The 17,012-nt window shown below is 64.0% G+C and carries 15 protein-coding genes; 7 read left to right on the forward strand and 8 right to left on the reverse strand.

Annotated elements, in window-relative coordinates; translation table 11 throughout:
* Window positions 1-87 precede the first annotated feature (87 nt).
* On the reverse strand, window positions 88-1,098 hold the full coding sequence (locus tag ACNR9O_RS12910; protein ID WP_473688271.1) for a glucokinase: 1,011 nt from the start codon (window positions 1,096-1,098) through the stop codon (window positions 88-90).
* Window positions 1,099-1,601: 503 nt separating this feature from the next.
* On the opposite strand from ACNR9O_RS12910, the gene ACNR9O_RS12915 reads away from it, so the two are divergent.
* Genes ACNR9O_RS12915 through ACNR9O_RS12940 form a run of 6 tightly spaced genes read left to right on the forward strand, consistent with a single transcriptional unit; the run spans window position 1,602 to window position 7,707 of the window.
* The gene (locus ACNR9O_RS12915) at window positions 1,602-2,564 is read left to right on the forward strand and encodes an aldo/keto reductase (protein WP_473700782.1); all 963 of its coding nucleotides are present in this window, start codon (window positions 1,602-1,604) and stop codon (window positions 2,562-2,564) included.
* Window positions 2,561-3,436 carry an amidohydrolase family protein gene (locus ACNR9O_RS12920; protein WP_473688267.1) on the forward strand — a complete coding sequence of 292 codons (876 nt, stop codon included), beginning with the start codon at window positions 2,561-2,563 and terminating at the stop codon, window positions 3,434-3,436. Before ACNR9O_RS12915 ends, ACNR9O_RS12920 begins: the two co-directional genes overlap by 4 nt.
* A gap of 37 nt (window positions 3,437-3,473) precedes the next feature.
* Window positions 3,474-4,220, forward strand: coding sequence for an SDR family oxidoreductase (locus tag ACNR9O_RS12925; RefSeq protein WP_473688265.1), 747 nt, complete (start codon window positions 3,474-3,476; stop codon window positions 4,218-4,220).
* 13 nt (window positions 4,221-4,233) lie between these two features.
* The gene (locus ACNR9O_RS12930) at window positions 4,234-5,100 is read left to right on the forward strand and encodes a fumarylacetoacetate hydrolase family protein (protein ID WP_473688263.1); all 867 of its coding nucleotides are present in this window, start codon (window positions 4,234-4,236) and stop codon (window positions 5,098-5,100) included.
* A gap of 47 nt (window positions 5,101-5,147) precedes the next feature.
* A complete protein-coding gene (locus tag ACNR9O_RS12935) occupies window positions 5,148-6,479 on the forward strand; it encodes an enolase C-terminal domain-like protein (protein ID WP_473688261.1) in 1,332 nt (443 codons plus the stop codon).
* Window positions 6,480-6,495: 16 nt separating this feature from the next.
* Window positions 6,496-7,707, forward strand: coding sequence for an alpha-hydroxy acid oxidase (locus ACNR9O_RS12940; protein WP_473688259.1), 1,212 nt, complete (start codon window positions 6,496-6,498; stop codon window positions 7,705-7,707).
* 60 nt (window positions 7,708-7,767) lie between these two features.
* Here ACNR9O_RS12940 and ACNR9O_RS12945 read toward each other — a convergent pair whose 3' ends face one another.
* The 6 genes from ACNR9O_RS12945 to ACNR9O_RS12970 all read right to left on the reverse strand — a co-directional run bounded on the left by ACNR9O_RS12945 (window position 7,768) and on the right by ACNR9O_RS12970 (window position 15,965).
* Entirely contained in the window at window positions 7,768-8,001 is a 234-nt protein-coding gene (locus tag ACNR9O_RS12945; protein WP_473688257.1) for a hypothetical protein, read from the reverse strand.
* A 198-nt stretch (window positions 8,002-8,199) separates the two neighbouring features.
* Entirely contained in the window at window positions 8,200-8,505 is a 306-nt protein-coding gene (locus ACNR9O_RS12950) for a hypothetical protein (protein WP_473688255.1), read from the reverse strand.
* A gap of 80 nt (window positions 8,506-8,585) precedes the next feature.
* Window positions 8,586-8,726, reverse strand: coding sequence for a hypothetical protein (locus ACNR9O_RS12955; RefSeq protein WP_473688253.1), 141 nt, complete (start codon window positions 8,724-8,726; stop codon window positions 8,586-8,588).
* 272 nt (window positions 8,727-8,998) lie between these two features.
* Entirely contained in the window at window positions 8,999-9,535 is a 537-nt protein-coding gene (locus ACNR9O_RS12960; RefSeq protein ID WP_473688251.1) for a hypothetical protein, read from the reverse strand.
* A gap of 2 nt (window positions 9,536-9,537) precedes the next feature.
* Window positions 9,538-10,521, reverse strand: a complete 984-nt coding sequence (locus ACNR9O_RS12965) for an RHS repeat-associated core domain-containing protein (protein ID WP_473688249.1) — start codon at window positions 10,519-10,521, stop codon at window positions 9,538-9,540.
* Window positions 10,522-10,574: 53 nt separating this feature from the next.
* Window positions 10,575-15,965, reverse strand: coding sequence for a chitinase N-terminal domain-containing protein (locus ACNR9O_RS12970; protein WP_473688247.1), 5,391 nt, complete (start codon window positions 15,963-15,965; stop codon window positions 10,575-10,577).
* 162 nt (window positions 15,966-16,127) lie between these two features.
* Here ACNR9O_RS12970 and ACNR9O_RS12975 point away from each other — a divergent pair, with 162 nt between their 5' ends.
* Window positions 16,128-16,595 carry a GNAT family N-acetyltransferase gene (locus ACNR9O_RS12975; RefSeq protein ID WP_473688245.1) on the forward strand — a complete coding sequence of 156 codons (468 nt, stop codon included), beginning with the start codon at window positions 16,128-16,130 and terminating at the stop codon, window positions 16,593-16,595.
* Here the strand turns inward: ACNR9O_RS12975 and ACNR9O_RS12980 are convergent.
* Window positions 16,553-17,011 carry an SRPBCC family protein gene (locus tag ACNR9O_RS12980; RefSeq protein ID WP_473688243.1) on the reverse strand — a complete coding sequence of 153 codons (459 nt, stop codon included), beginning with the start codon at window positions 17,009-17,011 and terminating at the stop codon, window positions 16,553-16,555. The two genes, ACNR9O_RS12975 and ACNR9O_RS12980, sit on opposite strands and share 43 nt — an antisense overlap.
* Window position 17,012: the final 1 nt, after the last annotated feature.

Here is a 17,012-nt window from a genome sequence, read left to right on the forward strand (position 1 = left end):
GGTTGACGGCTCGACACATGCAAAAACCTCGGCAGCTGATGATGGTTGCGATCTACGCGATGCTTCTCCTGCAGAAGCCCGACGCGGCTATCCGGTCGGCGCTCCAGGGGGTTTCGCGGGCTGGTCGAGATACCAGCTTGCCGCGCCGATCACGCCGAGCTGGCCGTGCTCGACCACGCGCACCGGGACGTTGTCCAGGAACGGGCGCATCACGCCTTTATCGAGAAAGCGCTCGACGAACGTGCTGCCGCGCATGAACGCGGCGATACGCGAAAGAAAACCGCCGGCCAGATAGATGCCGCCAGTCGCCTGGTAGAGCATCGCCAGGTCGCCCGCGAAGGAACCTAGCCAGCCGCAGAACAGCGTCAGCGTTTCGCGCGCCAGCGCGTCGCTGCCTTCCAGCGCCGCCGCGGTGACCGCCGCGGGCTCGGCGCAAGCCGGCACGCGGCCGCTCTCGCGGCACAGCGCTTCATACACGCGCAGCAGGCCCGGGCCCGACAGCACCGCTTCGTACGACAGATGCGCGTCGCGCACGGCGAGCAAACGCATCACTTCCTGTTCGCGACCCACGCGCGCCGCCAACTGCATCTGGCCCGCCTCGCTCGGCAGCACCACCGGCGGCGCGCCGGGAAGGCGTACCGCGGCGCCCAGCCCGGTGCCTGGCCCGACCACCACGATCGGGCCAGGCTCGGCCACCGTGCGCGCTGGTGCGTGCAACAGCGGCGAGCGCGTGGTGTCGATAAAGGGCGCGGCATGCGTGAGCGCCACGAAATCATTGAGCAGATGCACTTCGTCCAGCCGCAGTTCGGCGGCGAGCGCGGCCGGCTCGATGCTCCACGGCAGGCTTTCGTTGATCAGCAGCCCCTCGTGCGCGCAGCCGGTGCAGGCGAGGACCAGCCGGCGCGGGCGCGCATCCAGACCAGCGAGAAACGCGCGCACGATGGCGGCGAAGCTCGCATGCTCGCCGCAGCGAAAAATGCGATAGGCCTGCACCAGCGGGCCGCCGGCGCGCGTACCCGGCGCCATCAGCGCCAGCCGCGCGTGCGTGCCGCCGACGTCGGCGGCAAGGAATGGAGCGGATGCCGTAGCGTTGCTCACGGCCGATCCGGACCGGCCGGTCCGGGCGAGCAGAAGGTCCGTCGCGGGAAGCGCGCCATTCACGCGCCACCCCGCCGTCCGCGCCACGGACAGGCGACGCCAGCGACCGCTGCATTGGTTTCGTGCCGGTCCACGCCAAGCCTCCCCTTCATCCCCAGACCACCCTTGCCGAGGCAGTTTCCGCACCCGCGGAGCGCCTCCTGATTTCATCGGCGAACCGATGTTTCATATTTACTTAGATCGTTTCAAGTCGCGTTGCAACAGAAATTTCGGGGCGACGCCCGATGTGCCGGTTCTCACTTGTAAATATCGATTTCATAGGTGCACACTGATCGGACACCTTGCGCAGGGCGTTTGAGGGGCACCCGCGCATCGGCCAAAGTCCGCGTTCCGGAGCCCTTCCAGGCACCCGCGGAACGAGCAGCGAGCGGAGTTTCTGCATGGCGGTTCCAGGCATTCCCAACCCGCACCGCGCCGAGGCGCGCCGCTACCGCGCCCCGGCGATGTCCCGCGTGGCCTTCGGCGGCGCCCCCATCGGCAATCTGTACGCGGATGTGGACGAAGATCTGGCGTACCGCGCGGTAGCGCAGGCCTGGCAGTACGCCATCCGCCACTTCGATACGGCGCCCTACTACGGCTATGGCCTCAGCGAGGAACGCCTCGGCGCCGCGCTGGCGGGCGTGCCGCGCGCCAGCTACACCCTGTCCACCAAGGTCGGCCGCCTGATCGAGGATGCGCCTGGCCGCGATGCGCTCGCCGACGGTTTCGACGTGGCCGGCAAGCGCGCGGTCTTCGATTACAGCCGCGACGGCGTGCGGCGCGCGGTCGAGGCCAGCCTGCGCCGGCTGCGCACCGACCACGTCGACGTGCTGCTGTTGCACGACATCGGCGCGCTGACCCATGGCGCGGACCATCCGCGCGTCCTGCGCCAGGCGCTGGACGAAGCCTTGCCGGCGCTGGCCGAACTTCGCGCGCAAGGCGTGTGCGACGCGATCGGCCTGGGTGTGAACGAGGAGGAGGTCTGCCTCGAGGTGATGCCGCGCTTCGACCTGGACGTCATCATGCTGGCCGGCCGCTACACCCTGTTCGAGCAGGCGCACAGCGCGCGCGTCATGACCGAGGCGCTGGCGCGCGACGTGACAATATTCGCCGCCGCGCCGTACAACTCCGGCCTGCTCGGCGGCGATGCGCCCGGCGCCACCTACAACTACGCGCCAGCAGACGCCGCGACCCGCGCACGCGCGCAGCGCTTCTATGACGTGTGCGGCGAGCTGGGCGTGAGCGTGGGCGCGGCGGCGCTGCAGTTCCCGTTGTTCCACCCGGCCGTCGCCACCGTGGTCTGCGGCATGCGCACGCCCGCCGAAGCCGACGCGGCCGCCGCACGGCGAGATACCCCGATACCGGCGGAACTGTGGCGGCGCCTGCGCGCGGAAGGTCTGCTCGGCGAGCACGCGGTGACGCCATGAATGTCATCGACGCCCACCAGCACTACTGGCGCGTGCAGCGCGGCGACTATGGCTGGCTGACCGATGCGCCGGAATCGCTGAAACGCGACTTTCTCCCGTTCGAGCTGGATCCGCAGCGTGCCGCGGCCGACGTGACGCGCGCGATCCTGGTGCAGGCCGCGCCCACCGAGGCGGAAACGCGCTTCCTGTTCGAACTGGCCCGCGCCGACCGCGCGGTGGCCGGCGTGGTGGGCTGGGTGGACTTCGAAGCACCGGACGTGGACGCGCGCATCGCCGCGCTCGCGCGCGACGGCAACGGCCTGCTGGTGGGATTGCGCCCGATGGTGCAGGACATCGCCGATCCGGACTGGCTCGCACGGCCGATGCTGGATGCGGCATTCGCCAGCCTGCAGCATCACGACCTCGCCTTCGAAGCGCTGGTGCGGCCCGACCAGTTGCCCGCGCTGCTCACGCGACTGGAACGCGAACCCAGGCTGCGCGCCGTGCTCAGCCATGGCGGCAAGCCCGTCGTCGACGGCACCGCGGATATCGGCAGCTGGGCCACGCAGATCGCGCAGCTGGGCGAACGCACGTCACTGCATTGCAAGTTCTCCGGCCTGCTGACGCAGCTCGCCCCTGGCGTGCCCGAGCAGGCGCTGGAGCCGTACATCGACCACCTGTTCGCCTGCTTCGGCCCGTCGCGCCTGATCTGGGGCAGCGACTGGCCGGTGCTCACGCTGCGCGGCGACTACGCGCACTGGATGACACTGGCGCGCACGCACGTGCGCCGCCTCGCGCCCGGCCACGAGGCCGCGATCTTCGGCGACAACGCCAGCACTTTCTACCAACTGGCGCCGCCTTCCCCTTCGCACCGCAAGGAGTCCACGCCATGACCGAATGTTTCGCCGTTACCGCGCGGGAGCCGTCGCCATGAGCGGCCGCCTGTCCGGCAAGCACGCCCTGGTCACCGCGGCCGGCGCCGGCATCGGCCGCGCCACCGCCCTCGCTTTCGCCCGCGAAGGCGCACGCGTGCTGGCCACCGACATCGACGACAAGGCCCTGGCCGCGCTCGCCGCCGAATGCCCCGAGCTGCGCGCCGAGCGCCTGGATGTCACCGACCCGGCGCAGATCGATCGCCTGGTCGCCGCGCACCCGCCCTTCGATGTGCTGTTCAACTGCGCCGGCTACGTGCACGCCGGCACCATCCTGGACACCGACGATGCGGCCTGGAAACGCTCGTTCACCATCAACGTAGACAGCATGTTTCACCTGTGTCAGCGCGTGCTGCCGGCCATGCTCGAACGCGGCGGCGGCAGCATCGTGAACATGTCCTCGGTGGCTTCCAGCATCAAGGGCGTGCCCAACCGCTTCGCCTACAGCACCACCAAAGCGGCAGTGATCGGCCTGACCCGGTCCATCGCCGCGGATTTCGTCGCTCGCGGCGTGCGCTGCAACGCGATCTGCCCGGGCACCGTGAAGACACCCTCGCTGGGCGATCGCGTGCGCGCGCTCGGCGGCGACGAGGAGGCCGTGTGGCGCAGCTTCGTCGAGCGCCAGCCGATGGGCCGCCTCGGCACCCCGGAGGAGATCGCCATGCTCGCGCTCTACCTCGCTTCCGACGAATCGGCATTTACCACCGGCACCGTGCACATCGTGGACGGCGGCTGGTCCAACTGAAGGAACTTCCAAGATGAAACTGGTCCGCTACGGCGCCCGCGGCGCCGAGAAACCCGGCCTCATCGACAAGGACGGCGCACTGCGCGACCTGTCCGAGCACGTGGCCGACATCGATCCGTATGCGATCCATCCCGACAGCCTCGCGCGCCTCGCCGCGATCGATCCGGCAACGCTGCCGAAAGTGGATGGCAACCCGCGCTTCGGCGCACCGGTATCCCCGGTCGGCAAAATGATCTGCGTCGGCATGAACTACGCCAAGCATGCTGCCGAAACCGGCCAGCCTGTGCCCGAGCAGCCGGTGCTGTTCATGAAGGCCACCAGCGCCATCATGGGCCCGAACGACGATGTGGTGATCCCGCGCGGCTCCACCCGCACCGACTGGGAAGTGGAACTGGGCGTAGTGATCGGCCAGGTCGCTCGTGACGTATCGGTCGACGAAGCGTTGGCGCATGTCGCCGGCTATATCGTGATCAATGACCTTTCCGAGCGCGAATTTCAGCTCGAGCACGGCGGCCAGTGGGTGAAGGGCAAGAGCTGCGACACGTTCGGCCCGCTCGGCCCCTGGTTGGTCACCACCGACGAAGTGACCGATCCGCAGAACCTGCACCTGTGGCTGGAAGTGAACGGCCACCGCTACCAGGACAGCAACACCAGCGACATGGTGTTCCACGTGGCCAAACTGGTCAGCTACATCAGCCGCTACATGACGCTGATGCCCGGCGACGTGATCAGCACCGGCACGCCGTCCGGCGTGGGCCTGGGCCTGAAGCCGCCGACCTACCTGCGCCCCGGCGACGTGATCGAACTGGGCATCGACGGCCTCGGCCGGCAGCGCCAGCAAGTGCTTGCCCACCCGGCGGACCGCGCCGGCACGCACTGACCTCGCGACTCTTTTTTCTTCACCACCGGCAGAGGGAGGCCGGCCTCATGGCGAAGCACGACACGGTGACGATCACCGCGCTGGACACCTACGACATCCGTTTCCCCACCTCGCGCGAGCTCGACGGCTCCGACGCGATGAACCCGGACCCGGATTACTCCGCCGCCTACGCCGTCCTGCGCACGGACGATCCGTCCGGCCTGGCCGGCTATGGGCTGGTCTTCACCATCGGCCGCGGCAACGACGTGCAGAAAGCCGCGCTCGACGCGCTGCGCCCGTATGTGGTCGGTCTCACGCTGGACGAAGTGACCAGCGATCTCGGCGGCTTCGCCGCGCGCATGGTCGGCGACTCGCAGCTGCGCTGGCTGGGCCCCGAGAAAGGCGTGATGCACATGGCCATCGGCGCGGTGATCAACGCCGCGTGGGACCTGGCCGCGCGCCGCGCGAACAAGCCACTGTGGCGCTTCATCGCCGACATGACGCCGGAACAGCTGGTGGCGGCGATCGACTTCCGCTACCTCGACGACGCACTGGCTCCGGACGAAGCATTGCAGATGCTGCGCGCCGCCGAGCGCGGCAAGGCCGAGCGCATCCAGCAATTGCTGGTGAGCGGTTATCCCGCCTACACCACCTCGCCCGGCTGGCTCGGCTACTCGGACGAGAAGATGCTGCGCCTGGCCCGCGAGGCCGTCGCCGAAGGCTTCCGCACCATCAAGCTCAAGGTCGGCCTCAACGTGGAAGACGACGTGCGCCGCTGCGGCCTGGTGCGCGAGGCGCTGGGCCCGGATGTCGCCATCGCGGTGGATGCTAACCAGCGCTGGGGCGTGCACGATGCGATCGACTGGCTGCGTCGCCTCGAACACGTCGATCTGGCCTGGATCGAAGAACCTACCAGCCCCGACGACGTGCTCGGCCACGCCGCGATCCGGCGCGCCGTGGCGATGCCCGTCTCCACCGGCGAGCACACCCACAACCGCGTGATGTTCAAGCAGCTGTTTCAGGCCGGCGCGGTGGACCTCGTGCAGATCGATGCCGCACGCGTGGGCGGCGTCAACGAGAACCTGGCGATCCTGCTGATGGCAGCCAAGTTCGGCGTGCGCGTGTTCCCGCACGCCGGCGGCGTGGGCCTGTGCGAGTTGGTGCAGCATCTGGCCATGGCCGACTTCGTCGCCATCACCGGCAAGAAGGAGGACCGTGCGATCGAGTTCGTCGACCATCTGCACGAGCACTTCACCGATCCGGTGACGATCCGCGAAGGCCGCTACCTGGCGCCGACCGCACCGGGCTTCTCCGCGCGCATGCACGAGCGCACACTGGACGAGTACCGTTTCCCCGACGGTCCGGTGTGGCGCGAGCCGGCCGCCGCGGCGGCGCTCTGACGCGGGAGGCATCGCCATGGCCACGCCGATCACCAACGTACTGGACCTGCGCGACCTGGCACGCCGCCGCGTCCCGCGGGCCTTCTTCGAGTATGCCGATCGTGGCGCCTACGACGAAGTGACGTTGCGCGAGAACCGCGCCGCGCTGGAGCGCATCAAGTTCCGCCAGCGCGTGATGATCGACGTGGACCAGCGCTCGCTCGCCACCACCATCGTCGGCCAGCCGGTGTCGATGCCGCTGGCCATCGCACCCACCGGACTCACCGGGCTGCAGCATGGTGCCGGCGAGATTCTCGGCGCACGCGCCGCATCGAAAGCGGGCATTCCGTTCTGCCTGAGCACCGTATCGATCTGTTCGATCGAGCAGGTGCGCGCCGCGGTCGGCTCGCCGTTCTGGTTTCAGCTTTACGTGATGCGCGACCGCGGCTTCGCCCGCGACCTGATCCGCCGCGCGACGGACGCCGGCTGCTCGGCGCTGATGCTCACCGCCGACCTCACCGTGCAGGGACAGCGCCACCGCGAGATCAAGAACGGCCTCTCCGTGCCGCCCAAGGTCACCCTGCGCAACCTGTTCGACATCATGAGCAAGCCGCGCTGGGCCTGGAGCATGCTGCGCGCGCCCAGCCGCTCGTTCGGCAACCTCGCCGGCCGCATCCAGGGCACCGACAGCCTCACCACCCTCGCGCAGTGGATCGCCAACCAGTTCGATCCGACCCTGAACTGGAAAGACCTCGAATGGATCCGCGAGCTGTGGCCCGGCAAGCTGATCCTCAAAGGCATCATGGACGAAGAAGACGCGCGCATCGCCGCCTCGCACGGCGTCGACGCCATCGTCGTCTCCAACCACGGCGGCCGCCAGCTCGACGGCGCGCCGGCCAGCATCGAGGTGCTGCCGCGCATCGCCGATGCCGTCGGCGACGACCTCGACGTACTGTTCGACGGCGGCATCCTCAGCGGCCAGGATGTGCTCAAGGCGCTCGCTTATGGCGCCCGCGCCAGCCTGATCGGCAAGGCTTTCCTCTATGGCCTCGGCGCCATGGGCGAAGCCGGCGTGGCGCGAGTGATCGAAATCATCCGCCGCGAGCTGAGTGTGAGCATGGCGCTCACGGGGCAGACGGATGTGCAGGCGATCGGGAAGGATGTGATCTGGCGGGAGGATGCGCGGCAGGCATCCAAGCCGATGTTCTTGCCGTTGCCGGTGGGCTGCGGGCCCAAGGAACCGCGTTGATACGACACCGCTAAAAGCCAGAAAAGCGCGGAATGAACCATCCCGCGCGTTCGTAACCACTCAAGCCGCCAGGGCCGCCCAGGCTCTGATCGAGCGTCCTTGCAAACGAGACCGCTCCTTGGCCGCATTGACCTGATACGCCACGCGGGTCACTTCCATCACATTGTCCGCCCATGCGTAACCGCCCCGCCCTTGCAACCAGGCAAGCACGTCGGTCAGATGCCAGATCGAGGTGCCGCCCTCGTGCATCGGCGCGGGAAAGCTCGATGGATAGGCCAGCATCAGCTTGCGCATGTTCTGCCGCGATATGCCGACGAGCTCGGCCGGGAGATAGATAGTTGTCAGGCGACAACCATCTCTCCATCCAGGCTATCGAACGCCCTTCACGCGTTACCTGCCCCCGTACCTCTTTCGCCGGAACCAGGACTGACCGCAGGTCAAACCTGCGCACTCCTCCGTGTCATCAACGCACCTGCGTCAGCGCACTGACCACTACGCGTGAGGTACACCCGTGATCAGCAGACCGACAATGAGTACCACCAAGGGCAACGCCAGCCCGGTGAGCAAACCCAGCGCCAGGAATCCAGCCCTTGCTCCACGCGACATGCGCCACAGCCAATAGGCGCCGCAAGGGACGCCGAGCCAGACCTGCCAGCCCGCATAATCCAGCCAGGCTCGCGAAGAAGGCGAGCTGGAACTCACCACGACGAACCACGTTATGCCCGTCCAAAGCGCCCAGGCCACGAGGCCTACAGCGATACCCTCCAGCCAGGTCTTCCAGCGGCTTCCCTGCGCCATCCTGTCTCACCTTTCCTTTGACTACGCGTTCGCGATGACGGCACAGGATCGGCGTCTCTCCCGGCGCCGTCAAGGGCGCTTTATGGTCCCCAGTAGTTGAACGTGAAGATCTCCCCTTCCGGCACGTGGAAGGGAATCGCACCACCGCAATCGATCACATGCCGCCCCGGCGGAATGCGTCCGAGCTTGCCGATGCTGTGCGGCCGGAATTGATGATCCACCTTGATCGCCCCACATTCGCCACTACCGTTGTCGACGACAATCAGGTAGGTCTGGCCGTCGGCGGAAGGAACACCCTGCGCCGCGCAGGGGATAGTCGTCGCAACCGGCCACGCACAACAGGTCGAAGAGTGACCACAGATACCGCAAGCGGACCTCTATCGATAAGACCGATGGTGTCGACTACTTTACGGACCGCGCGACTGCGCACCGTCAAGGCAAGGTCAAGCGAAGGTCACAGCGGGCGCGTCCATGGCGGCTTCACGGAAAGGATCTACTTTCGTAAATCAAGTTCGCGGGGTGATGACACCGAGATAGTCAAACGCCCCCCATCACCAAGAAAGCCAAGGGCTTGTTGCCCTACCCAGAACGACTTGACCTTGGCAAACCGATTTTTTCTCAGTGCCGAGCTAAATGCATTCAAATATTCCCGCGATGCCGCGGAATCGTAGGCCGTTGCAACACGTCCGTGAAGGATGACACCCCCCTTACGCATCCCGGCCGGAGTGAGGATCACCGAATCGGCGTCAATGCGCTGATCCACCAGATACCGCGATTCGCCTTTCTCGCCGATCAACGGCAAAGGACTCAGTCGCAGATCCTTATGGCATACCAGGTAAGACGCGCACGTAATGGCAGCATCGGAATCCGCCTCCCCCAAGCACGGAATATCCTTGGCGGCCAGATATTCCATTGTCTCGGGAGATTCAAAATTTCCGGTACGAACGTACTTCGACGGAAATCCTGACTCGACCATCTCAAGCACCGCCAGAATATCCTGCTTCAGTGCAAAAAAAAGAATCTGCTTCATGACTATTGCTGTTTGGGCACAAGCTGAAGAATGTCGTTAGGATACGCCGCCTGAATTCTTTGCGCCGCCGCAAGTTCAGAAGCAGTTGGGGTCACACCATCAGCAAGCGTCGTAACGGTCTGGACACGAATGGTCTGCGAACCATTCGTAGCCGTGATATCAACGAAAGTACCTCCCTTTGTACCGCCCCCCACTCCAGGAATCCATTCCTCGGATGCTCTTCCCGCACCGCCAACCACTGTATAGCCTCGCTGTTCCAGCTGAGTGGCGATTCTATCGTTTAGCGTACGCGTGGAAGCGTTTCCCCAACGCCCTCCTGATTCTGACAAGTACCGCTGCATCAAAGGCGATCGAGCGGGTGCCGCAGATCTCGCGGCACGTAATGGTGCGGTAACTTTGGAAGCGATTGACGCTGCAGTCAGTCCGGTACTGACGACGGCGAGTCCCCAACCGACTTTGCCGCACCCTTCGGCTGCGCAATTATAAATCCCATAGCCCGGAACCATGCTCGCCGCATAGTTCTGGAATGCCTGGCGGGTCTCTGGCTTGGTCCAGTCCAGCGTATAGGTAGAAGGCGGTAACGTCTGTCGGCCGTCCGGATCGATATTTGTGGCGGGATTGTTTTCTGCGTATTGATATCGACCAAATGTACTTGCAGTACCACTCCTCTCTCCGGCGGGGTCAACACTTAGAAAACGCCCGATCGCAGGGTCGTAGTACCGCGCTTGCATATAAACAAGCGCCGTAGCTGGATCATTGATGTGTCCGGCAAACCAAGATTGGGTTGATGCCGAACCAAGCGCCAGCGCACCAAAAGGACGGTAGTCGAAGGTCGCTGTAATGTTTCCCTGAGCATTAGCTTCGGCCAATGTCGTCCCGAGAGGGTCCGTGTAGATATAGGTAATTTCCCCAGCATGCAGAGCCGCCGGGCAGATTCCCAGAATCCACAACAACAACATGATGAAGAGTGACGCCTTAGCCTTCATGGGCACTCCAATCCTTGTTCAAAGAAAGAAAGCGTTGCTGTTCCAGCCCTGCATCAGTACGCATACGCCCAATCGGAACACCCCACGGAGTTGCAAGCCCGCACCTGATAGCCATAGAGCGGAATTTCCCCCACGGCCCCGTTCTCCACGACCAGCGAGGTCGCCGTACCCGCCTGAAGAATTTCTCCCGTATTGATCCGCATGACCTGGTAGCTCGTCGCCCCAGGCGAAGCGCTCCATTTAATGGTCAGGCGTTCGGACTTGGGATTGGGGAAGCTGTCGATCGCTTGAACATTGGTGGGCATGGACGGAACCAGGGCCACACTGATCGATCCCACCCCGCTCCATGGACCGCAGCCGCCAGCATTACAGGCCTGCACCATGTAGCCGTACGCGCCATTGCCCCTGCCGGAAGTACTCCAGCTTGTGTTCCCGTTGGCCTGGACGGTCGTCCATACCCCGCCATTCACCTGCTCCACCAGCGTGTAGCTGGTGGCTCCGCCAATGCCGCTCCAATTGACCGTATAGGCACCTGAGTTGCTGTTTCCAGGAACACTGATGGAAGGAGCGCCTGCTGGCGGAATCGTCACGACCACCGTGTTGCTATTAATGAATTGGCCCGAATAGCCATTCGCATTACTGGCGGCAACGTAGAAAACATAGTTGCCCGACACCGTGGCATTCACCGTCGCGCTGGTCGCAGGACCAGCGTATACCGCGGTCCAATCCCCGCCATTGATCGACTGGTAGACCGTGTAATGCGTGGCGTACGGACTCGACGCCCATGACAAAGCGATGGGGCCATTACTGGATGCCGGCGCATTAAGCCAAGCAGGCGTCGGCGGAATATGCGCAATGGTCACCGTCCCCGACGCTTTCCAGGCGCTACAGCCCACGGCATTGCAGGCCTGAGCCTGGAAAACGTAGCTGCCATCCGCAGGACTGTCGATCGCATATGAGGTTGCCGTTCCACTGTACGCGTCCGTCCACGCCCCGCCATTGAACTGCTTCTGCAACTTGTAGCTCGTCGCTCCCGACGAATTCGACCAGCTCACATTGATGCGGCTCAGATCGGCCAACTTGTCGGCGCTGACGCTCGCCGGCACGGCCGGCGCCGTCGGCAACGCTGGCACGCTGTAGACCCCGGAATTGGCCACCAAGCTGTTGTCGTTACCCACGGGCGAAATGCCATGGATATAGATCTTCTGGCCTGCGTATTGCGAACGCGTGGCGCTGGACAGGGGAATGACGAATCGGTAGCTGCCCGAGGTGACACCACAAGCCGTAGCCACCGCCACTTCACTGGCTGTGTTCGCGACGTACCCGGCGATAATCGTTCCGGTGCCGGCGGGGCCGCCGACATATAAATGCACCGAGATGGATTGCGGCAGGCCAGAGGAGCATGCCCACCCGGTAATGCTGGCGTTATTTCCGCTCGCATCGACGCTCACACCATCGATATGCCCCATGACTCTGGACGTCGATCCCTCGGCGCGAGCGATCAGCTTCTTGCCGAGATAGATGTAGTCGGTGGTCTTGGTGGTCGTCGCATCGTACTGATATAGCAGGCGGCCTTCCTGGATATAGAAGTAATAGGTCGAATTGCTACCGTTGGCGGGGGTCTTTAACACGCGGCGTCCGGCCGCATCGTAGGCATAAGTGTCATAGCCCTGGACACCGGTCAGCTGGTTCTTTTCGTCGAAGACCAGCGCGTTGCCGTTCTTGCTGGTGACATTGCCGCGCGGGTCGTATCCCAGAGTCAGCACGGTGGCGCCCGCCTGCGTGATGCCCGTCAGGCGATTGGTGGCGTCGTAGTGGTAGTCCAGCGACTGACCTGCGCTGACCCGGTTGCGGATGTTGTTCAGTGGGTCGTACTGATATGCCTCCGTTCCCCACAAGCCATCCGCCCGCGCGCTGACGAGGCGATTGAGGGCGTCGTAGCCGAACGACTTGCTGCGCGGTCCACCTGCGAGGTCTGTGATGCTGCTGATGTTTCCGTTGTTGTCGTAGGCGAAGTCTTCGCTGAGGTTGATCGCCCCGCCTTTCGCATAGGTGAAGTTGCTGATGAGCTGCCGGGCGTTCTTCTGCGCCAGGTACTCGGCGCCATTGCCATAGACGAAATGGGCGATCTCGCCGTCCGGGTGATAACTGACCCCGCTGGCGAAACTGCCTGCCTGCGTGGGGCGCCCCAAGGCATCGGGCGCGTAATCGACCACCGTGGCATCGGGATAGGCGATGGAGCGCAGGCTCCCATAGCTGTCGTGGGCATATCGAATGACGTTGCTGCCGTTGCCGGTGACGCTCAGCGTCTCGACGGTCAGCTGCCCCAGCTTGTTCCGCTCGCCAACCCAGCTGGTGATACCCGAATCGGCTTGCTTGACGTTGCCGAGCGCGTCATAGGTATACAGCGTTCCCTGTGTTCCTGCCGGTGGCAACAGCTTCTCGACCCGGTTCATCGGATCGTAGGTCCGACGCGTCTTGGCGGCTTCCGCCACCTGCTCCTGGCCGCAGGCCGTGCTAGTGATCGAAAGGCCCGAGGCGGTCCAATCGATATTGTTGACAGCGTCGTACGCGGTGACTTCGCTTCCGCTTTCCGGCTCCCAGGTGCGGCAAAGGCGGTGATAGGTGTCGTAATACAGTTGCTTGGTCACGTCGACCGCATAACCGTTGGCCGAGCCCCATTGCCGTATCGCCGTGGGGTTGCCGTAGAGATCGCGGGCGATGGATTGGTTCACGCCCTCTGGCGCTTGCACGGAGATCACCGCGTCGTAGTTCGGCAGATCGAACACCTGGTAGCGCGTGGTGGTTACGTTGCCCTTGGCATCGATGACCTGCCGCCCCGCGCCTGGCAGGTACGCGGTGCTCGTCGTCAACAGTCCGGTTTCGGCGGATTGCTGGCTCCGGATCACGCGACCTAGCGCATCGTAGGCCGCGAAGACACCGCTTCCGATCGTGCCGAGATCGGGCTGGCCGGCAACCGGGTACGAAGCGAAGGTCTTCTGGCCTTTCCAGTCGTAATCCGTACGGGCGCTGATATGCGAATTGCCGTCGCTCGCGATGTAGGTATCCACGAGGATGGGCCGCAGCATCACGTCGAAATATGAAACGACGCGCGAGTCCCCTTTGCTGACCGTACGCCGCCAGTGACCGCCGCCTATGCCACGTTCCGCGCTCTGGACGAAGTCGTAGGTGAAGACCTTTGGATGCCACGACGTTTCGTCGCCGGCCGGATAGGTTATCGACGTGATGCGTCCCACACCGTCGTAGCCATAACTGGTGGTGCTGCCGGCCTGATCCGTGATGCTGGCGATCTGGCCGAAATCGTCCACCACCAGATGCTGGCTGGCGCCATCGGGGTAACCGATCGCCTGCGGAATGCCGCGCTTGTAATCACCCAGGGTGGTGGTATGGGTATTGCCGTCGGTAAAAGACGCCAGCTGCCCCTGCGCGTTGAAGGCATAGTTCATGAGCAGCTGGCCGAAATGCCAACGCTTGCTCAGGGTCACTTTGCTCAGGTCGTACTCGTTCTTGCTGACCGTCTCCCCATTGCTCAGATTGTCTACCTGCAAGGGAAGGCCGAGCACCCAGTGCGGGTAATCGTCGAGCAACGTGGTCTTTTCCTCGACCATGGCCTGACCCGCCACCGTATTGTATCGCTGCACTTGTACAGGCCGGGCGAATCCATCGAATCCGGTAACGTGCCACACGTACGCATCACCCTGGTCCTGCTCCAACCTGCGGTTGGACAATGGCGTGAGCGTACCGGCCTGATCGAAGTTCAAACCGAACTGGAGATTGTTCCCCAGCACCGCTGGCCATGGTCCGGCTGTCGCGTATTCGCTAATTTCCGAACGCTGAAGATCCGTACCGATGCCACCACCGTAATAGTCGACCCGCTTCAACAGGCTCTCGGTGCGGTCGAAGCGATTGCTGAAGGTATAGCGGATGCCCCGCCCATCCGGGTCGCTCACATCCGTCCATACCGTGTCCGCGCAGCTGCCGCAGTCCTGGGCCCAGCTCTCGTTGGAAGGGGAATACGCATAGTTCCACGTACGATCGGGCATGCCCGCGCCGGAAAAGACCTTTTGCGTCAACGACGCCGAAACGAACAGCGAGGGAATGCCAATGTAATAGACGCCCCGCTCGAGAATGCAGCGTTTGGGTACATAGGAGCGCCCGCGGATCTTCGAGGTAAGGGTGAACCTGCCGGTCAGTCCCGAAGGATGCCGCAAGGTCGCCGTGCTGGAAGTAGCATTCTGGGGCCAGGTCGCGATGAGGCAGCCGTCAAAAGACACCAGCTCGCTTTGTGGCCCCATGATCCCGGCCATGTCCAGCGACCACGCGCTGCCGTCGGGTTGCTGCACCGTGACCAGGCGCGGCGCGCTGGTATCGGCGCTATAGAAATATTTCCATTGGCGGCCGCCTGTGGCGGTCTGCAGCGTGGCGGACGTCACGCGATAGCCGACCGGGTAATAGCCGGAGGGATGCTGCCAGGCTTCATAAGCGATGGTGAGCTGACGGCCATCGCTGGCGTCGATCGTGGTCAGGTTCCCCTGCGCGTCGTAGCTGTACTGCAGCCAGTTGCCGAAGCGATCCTCGACACGGCGCGCCAGCATGGAAGCCACGCGCCGCTTCAAGGCGCCGCCCCCCGGATGGGCGATCGTCGCCGCGTTCTTGTAGATCAGCCAGGTCAAATAGTATTTGGTGCCGTCCGGGGCAACGGCCAGGAAACCTTCGCCCGGCTGACCGTTATCCGTGGCGGGCAAGCAGCCGATCGCCCAGTGCTTTTTCGTCACGACCGGAAAGACCATCGGAGAGCCGTCCGGAAGCTGCATTTGCGGAACATGGTTGTTGCCTGCATCGCGCAGCAGCAGGTCCTGGCTTCCTTCGCCGGGAATCTCAAGCTGATAGCCATGCCACCAGACATTGGGTTCCCAGTCGACCGGCTCCTCACCCGGCTTGGTCGGTACGAAGATCGTGCCGCCGCTCTTGAACCGGCTGCAGCGGTCGTTCTCTTCGAGGAAGGTCCACAGGTCGATCTTGTGGCCCTGGCTGTCGGTGAGCTTCACCTCCGCCGACAGCGTTTCGATCTTCGGTACCGACAGGTCCCAGTCGACGAATGCGTTGTTGACGAACTCGATCGTCCTCGACGAAGGGCTGCTGGTATCGCTGGCGCGGAAGGTGCGTGTGAACAGCAGCGGCAGGCCATTGCCGTTCTGGCTGACATCGGTCTGGGTGAAGGAAATACTGCCGTCGTAAAGATTGATCTGTTCGCCGAACGGCGTTTCGCCCAGCGGTTGGACATCCTCGTTGACGCGTATCAATTTCTTGTATTCGTCCTCCAGCGAGACCGAGCCGGCCTGTGACCAGGCGATCGGAGAGGACAACAGCAGAACGACAGCCAGCACCGCACGGCGCACTCCGCGCCCGCCAAGACTCGTCATGACTCCCCCGTTTTTGGCTGCACCCCCTGCGGGTGCATGGCGCTTGTCCCGGCCCCCAAGACCTTCGCGCTTTAAAAGATTTAGCAGGTTCGTATGCTTGCCGCAAGAAATCGCGATTACTCGCAAGTTTTTACCAGGTCATTACCGCTCCTAGGCAAAGCCATGCTCACCGACATCGCCATCCGTCCCTACATCCGCGCCGACCGCCACGCCTGCATCGCCCTCTTCGAAAGCAACGTGCCGGCGTATTTCGGCGCTCACGAACGGCAGGATTTTGTCGACTGCATCGACGAAGAGATCGGCCCCTATTTCGTGATGCAGAACGCCAGCGGCGAGTTGCTCGGCTGCGGCGGCTACGCGATGCATCCGGAAAGCCCCGCCGTGGCCAGCCTTTGCTGGGGCATGGTGCGGCGCGATCTGCACGGACAAGGCCTAGGCGTGCGTTTGCTGGAAGCGAGGCTGGAATGCATTCGCGCGGAGGGGCGCTATGACACGGTGCGGATCGAAACCACGCCGATGAGTTGCGGCTTCTTCGCGCACCATGGCTTCACCGTGCTGCGCGAAGAAGCCGATGGTTTCGGCGGCGGCTACGACTTGGTGGAGATGGTGCTGGACCTGCGTTCGACGTAGCGCTTGAGAACATCGAGCGTGGCTGGCCAGTAGAACGCAAGATGCTTGTAGATCGTCTCGGTGGGGAAGTTCGACAGGGTCAGGCTGAGCGTCGTCCACTCGTCATGCGGCATCAGGCGAAAGTCGAACGCAACGTAGCTCTCCGGTCGATCGGGCAGGCGCGAAATCGAACTGAGGTGCGTGTAGCTCAAGCGTCGCTCCGGATCGAATGCCAGCACTACGCCGCGATTCTCGAAGCGTCCGTAATGAAAGCCGCGCACGATGAACGGGCTGCCCACCCGCCAATTGGTCGCCACGTCCAGGCGCATCTCCGGCTCGCCCATCCAGGCACGCATGTGGGCTGGATCGGTGAGGCTTTCCCAGACTTCAGAAGGTTGGGCAGCGATCTCGACGGATACTTCGAAATTCGAAAGCATG

It is taken from the genome of Dyella sp. CR10 (genome assembly GCF_055814425.1).

What these genes read in the sequence shown, in the direction of transcription:
- ACNR9O_RS12930 (WP_473688263.1), top strand. Translation starts at nt 4,234, where the DNA reads ATGAAACTGGTCCGCTACGGCGCCCGCGGCGCCGAGAAACCCGGCCTC.
- ACNR9O_RS12935 (WP_473688261.1), top strand. Translation starts at nt 5,148, where the DNA reads ATGGCGAAGCACGACACGGTGACGATCACCGCGCTGGACACCTACGAC.
- ACNR9O_RS12925 (WP_473688265.1), top strand. Translation starts at nt 3,474, where the DNA reads ATGAGCGGCCGCCTGTCCGGCAAGCACGCCCTGGTCACCGCGGCCGGC.
- ACNR9O_RS12915 (WP_473700782.1), top strand. Translation starts at nt 1,602, where the DNA reads ATGTCCCGCGTGGCCTTCGGCGGCGCCCCCATCGGCAATCTGTACGCG.
- ACNR9O_RS12970 (WP_473688247.1), bottom strand. Translation starts at nt 15,965, where the DNA reads ATGACGAGTCTTGGCGGGCGCGGAGTGCGCCGTGCGGTGCTGGCTGTC.
- ACNR9O_RS12950 (WP_473688255.1), bottom strand. Translation starts at nt 8,505, where the DNA reads ATGGCGCAGGGAAGCCGCTGGAAGACCTGGCTGGAGGGTATCGCTGTA.
- ACNR9O_RS12945 (WP_473688257.1), bottom strand. Translation starts at nt 8,001, where the DNA reads ATGCGCAAGCTGATGCTGGCCTATCCATCGAGCTTTCCCGCGCCGATG.
- ACNR9O_RS12975 (WP_473688245.1), top strand. Translation starts at nt 16,128, where the DNA reads ATGCTCACCGACATCGCCATCCGTCCCTACATCCGCGCCGACCGCCAC.
- ACNR9O_RS12940 (WP_473688259.1), top strand. Translation starts at nt 6,496, where the DNA reads ATGGCCACGCCGATCACCAACGTACTGGACCTGCGCGACCTGGCACGC.
- ACNR9O_RS12960 (WP_473688251.1), bottom strand. Translation starts at nt 9,535, where the DNA reads ATGAAGCAGATTCTTTTTTTTGCACTGAAGCAGGATATTCTGGCGGTG.
- ACNR9O_RS12920 (WP_473688267.1), top strand. Translation starts at nt 2,561, where the DNA reads ATGAATGTCATCGACGCCCACCAGCACTACTGGCGCGTGCAGCGCGGC.
- ACNR9O_RS12965 (WP_473688249.1), bottom strand. Translation starts at nt 10,521, where the DNA reads ATGAAGGCTAAGGCGTCACTCTTCATCATGTTGTTGTTGTGGATTCTG.
- ACNR9O_RS12980 (WP_473688243.1), bottom strand. Translation starts at nt 17,011, where the DNA reads ATGCTTTCGAATTTCGAAGTATCCGTCGAGATCGCTGCCCAACCTTCT.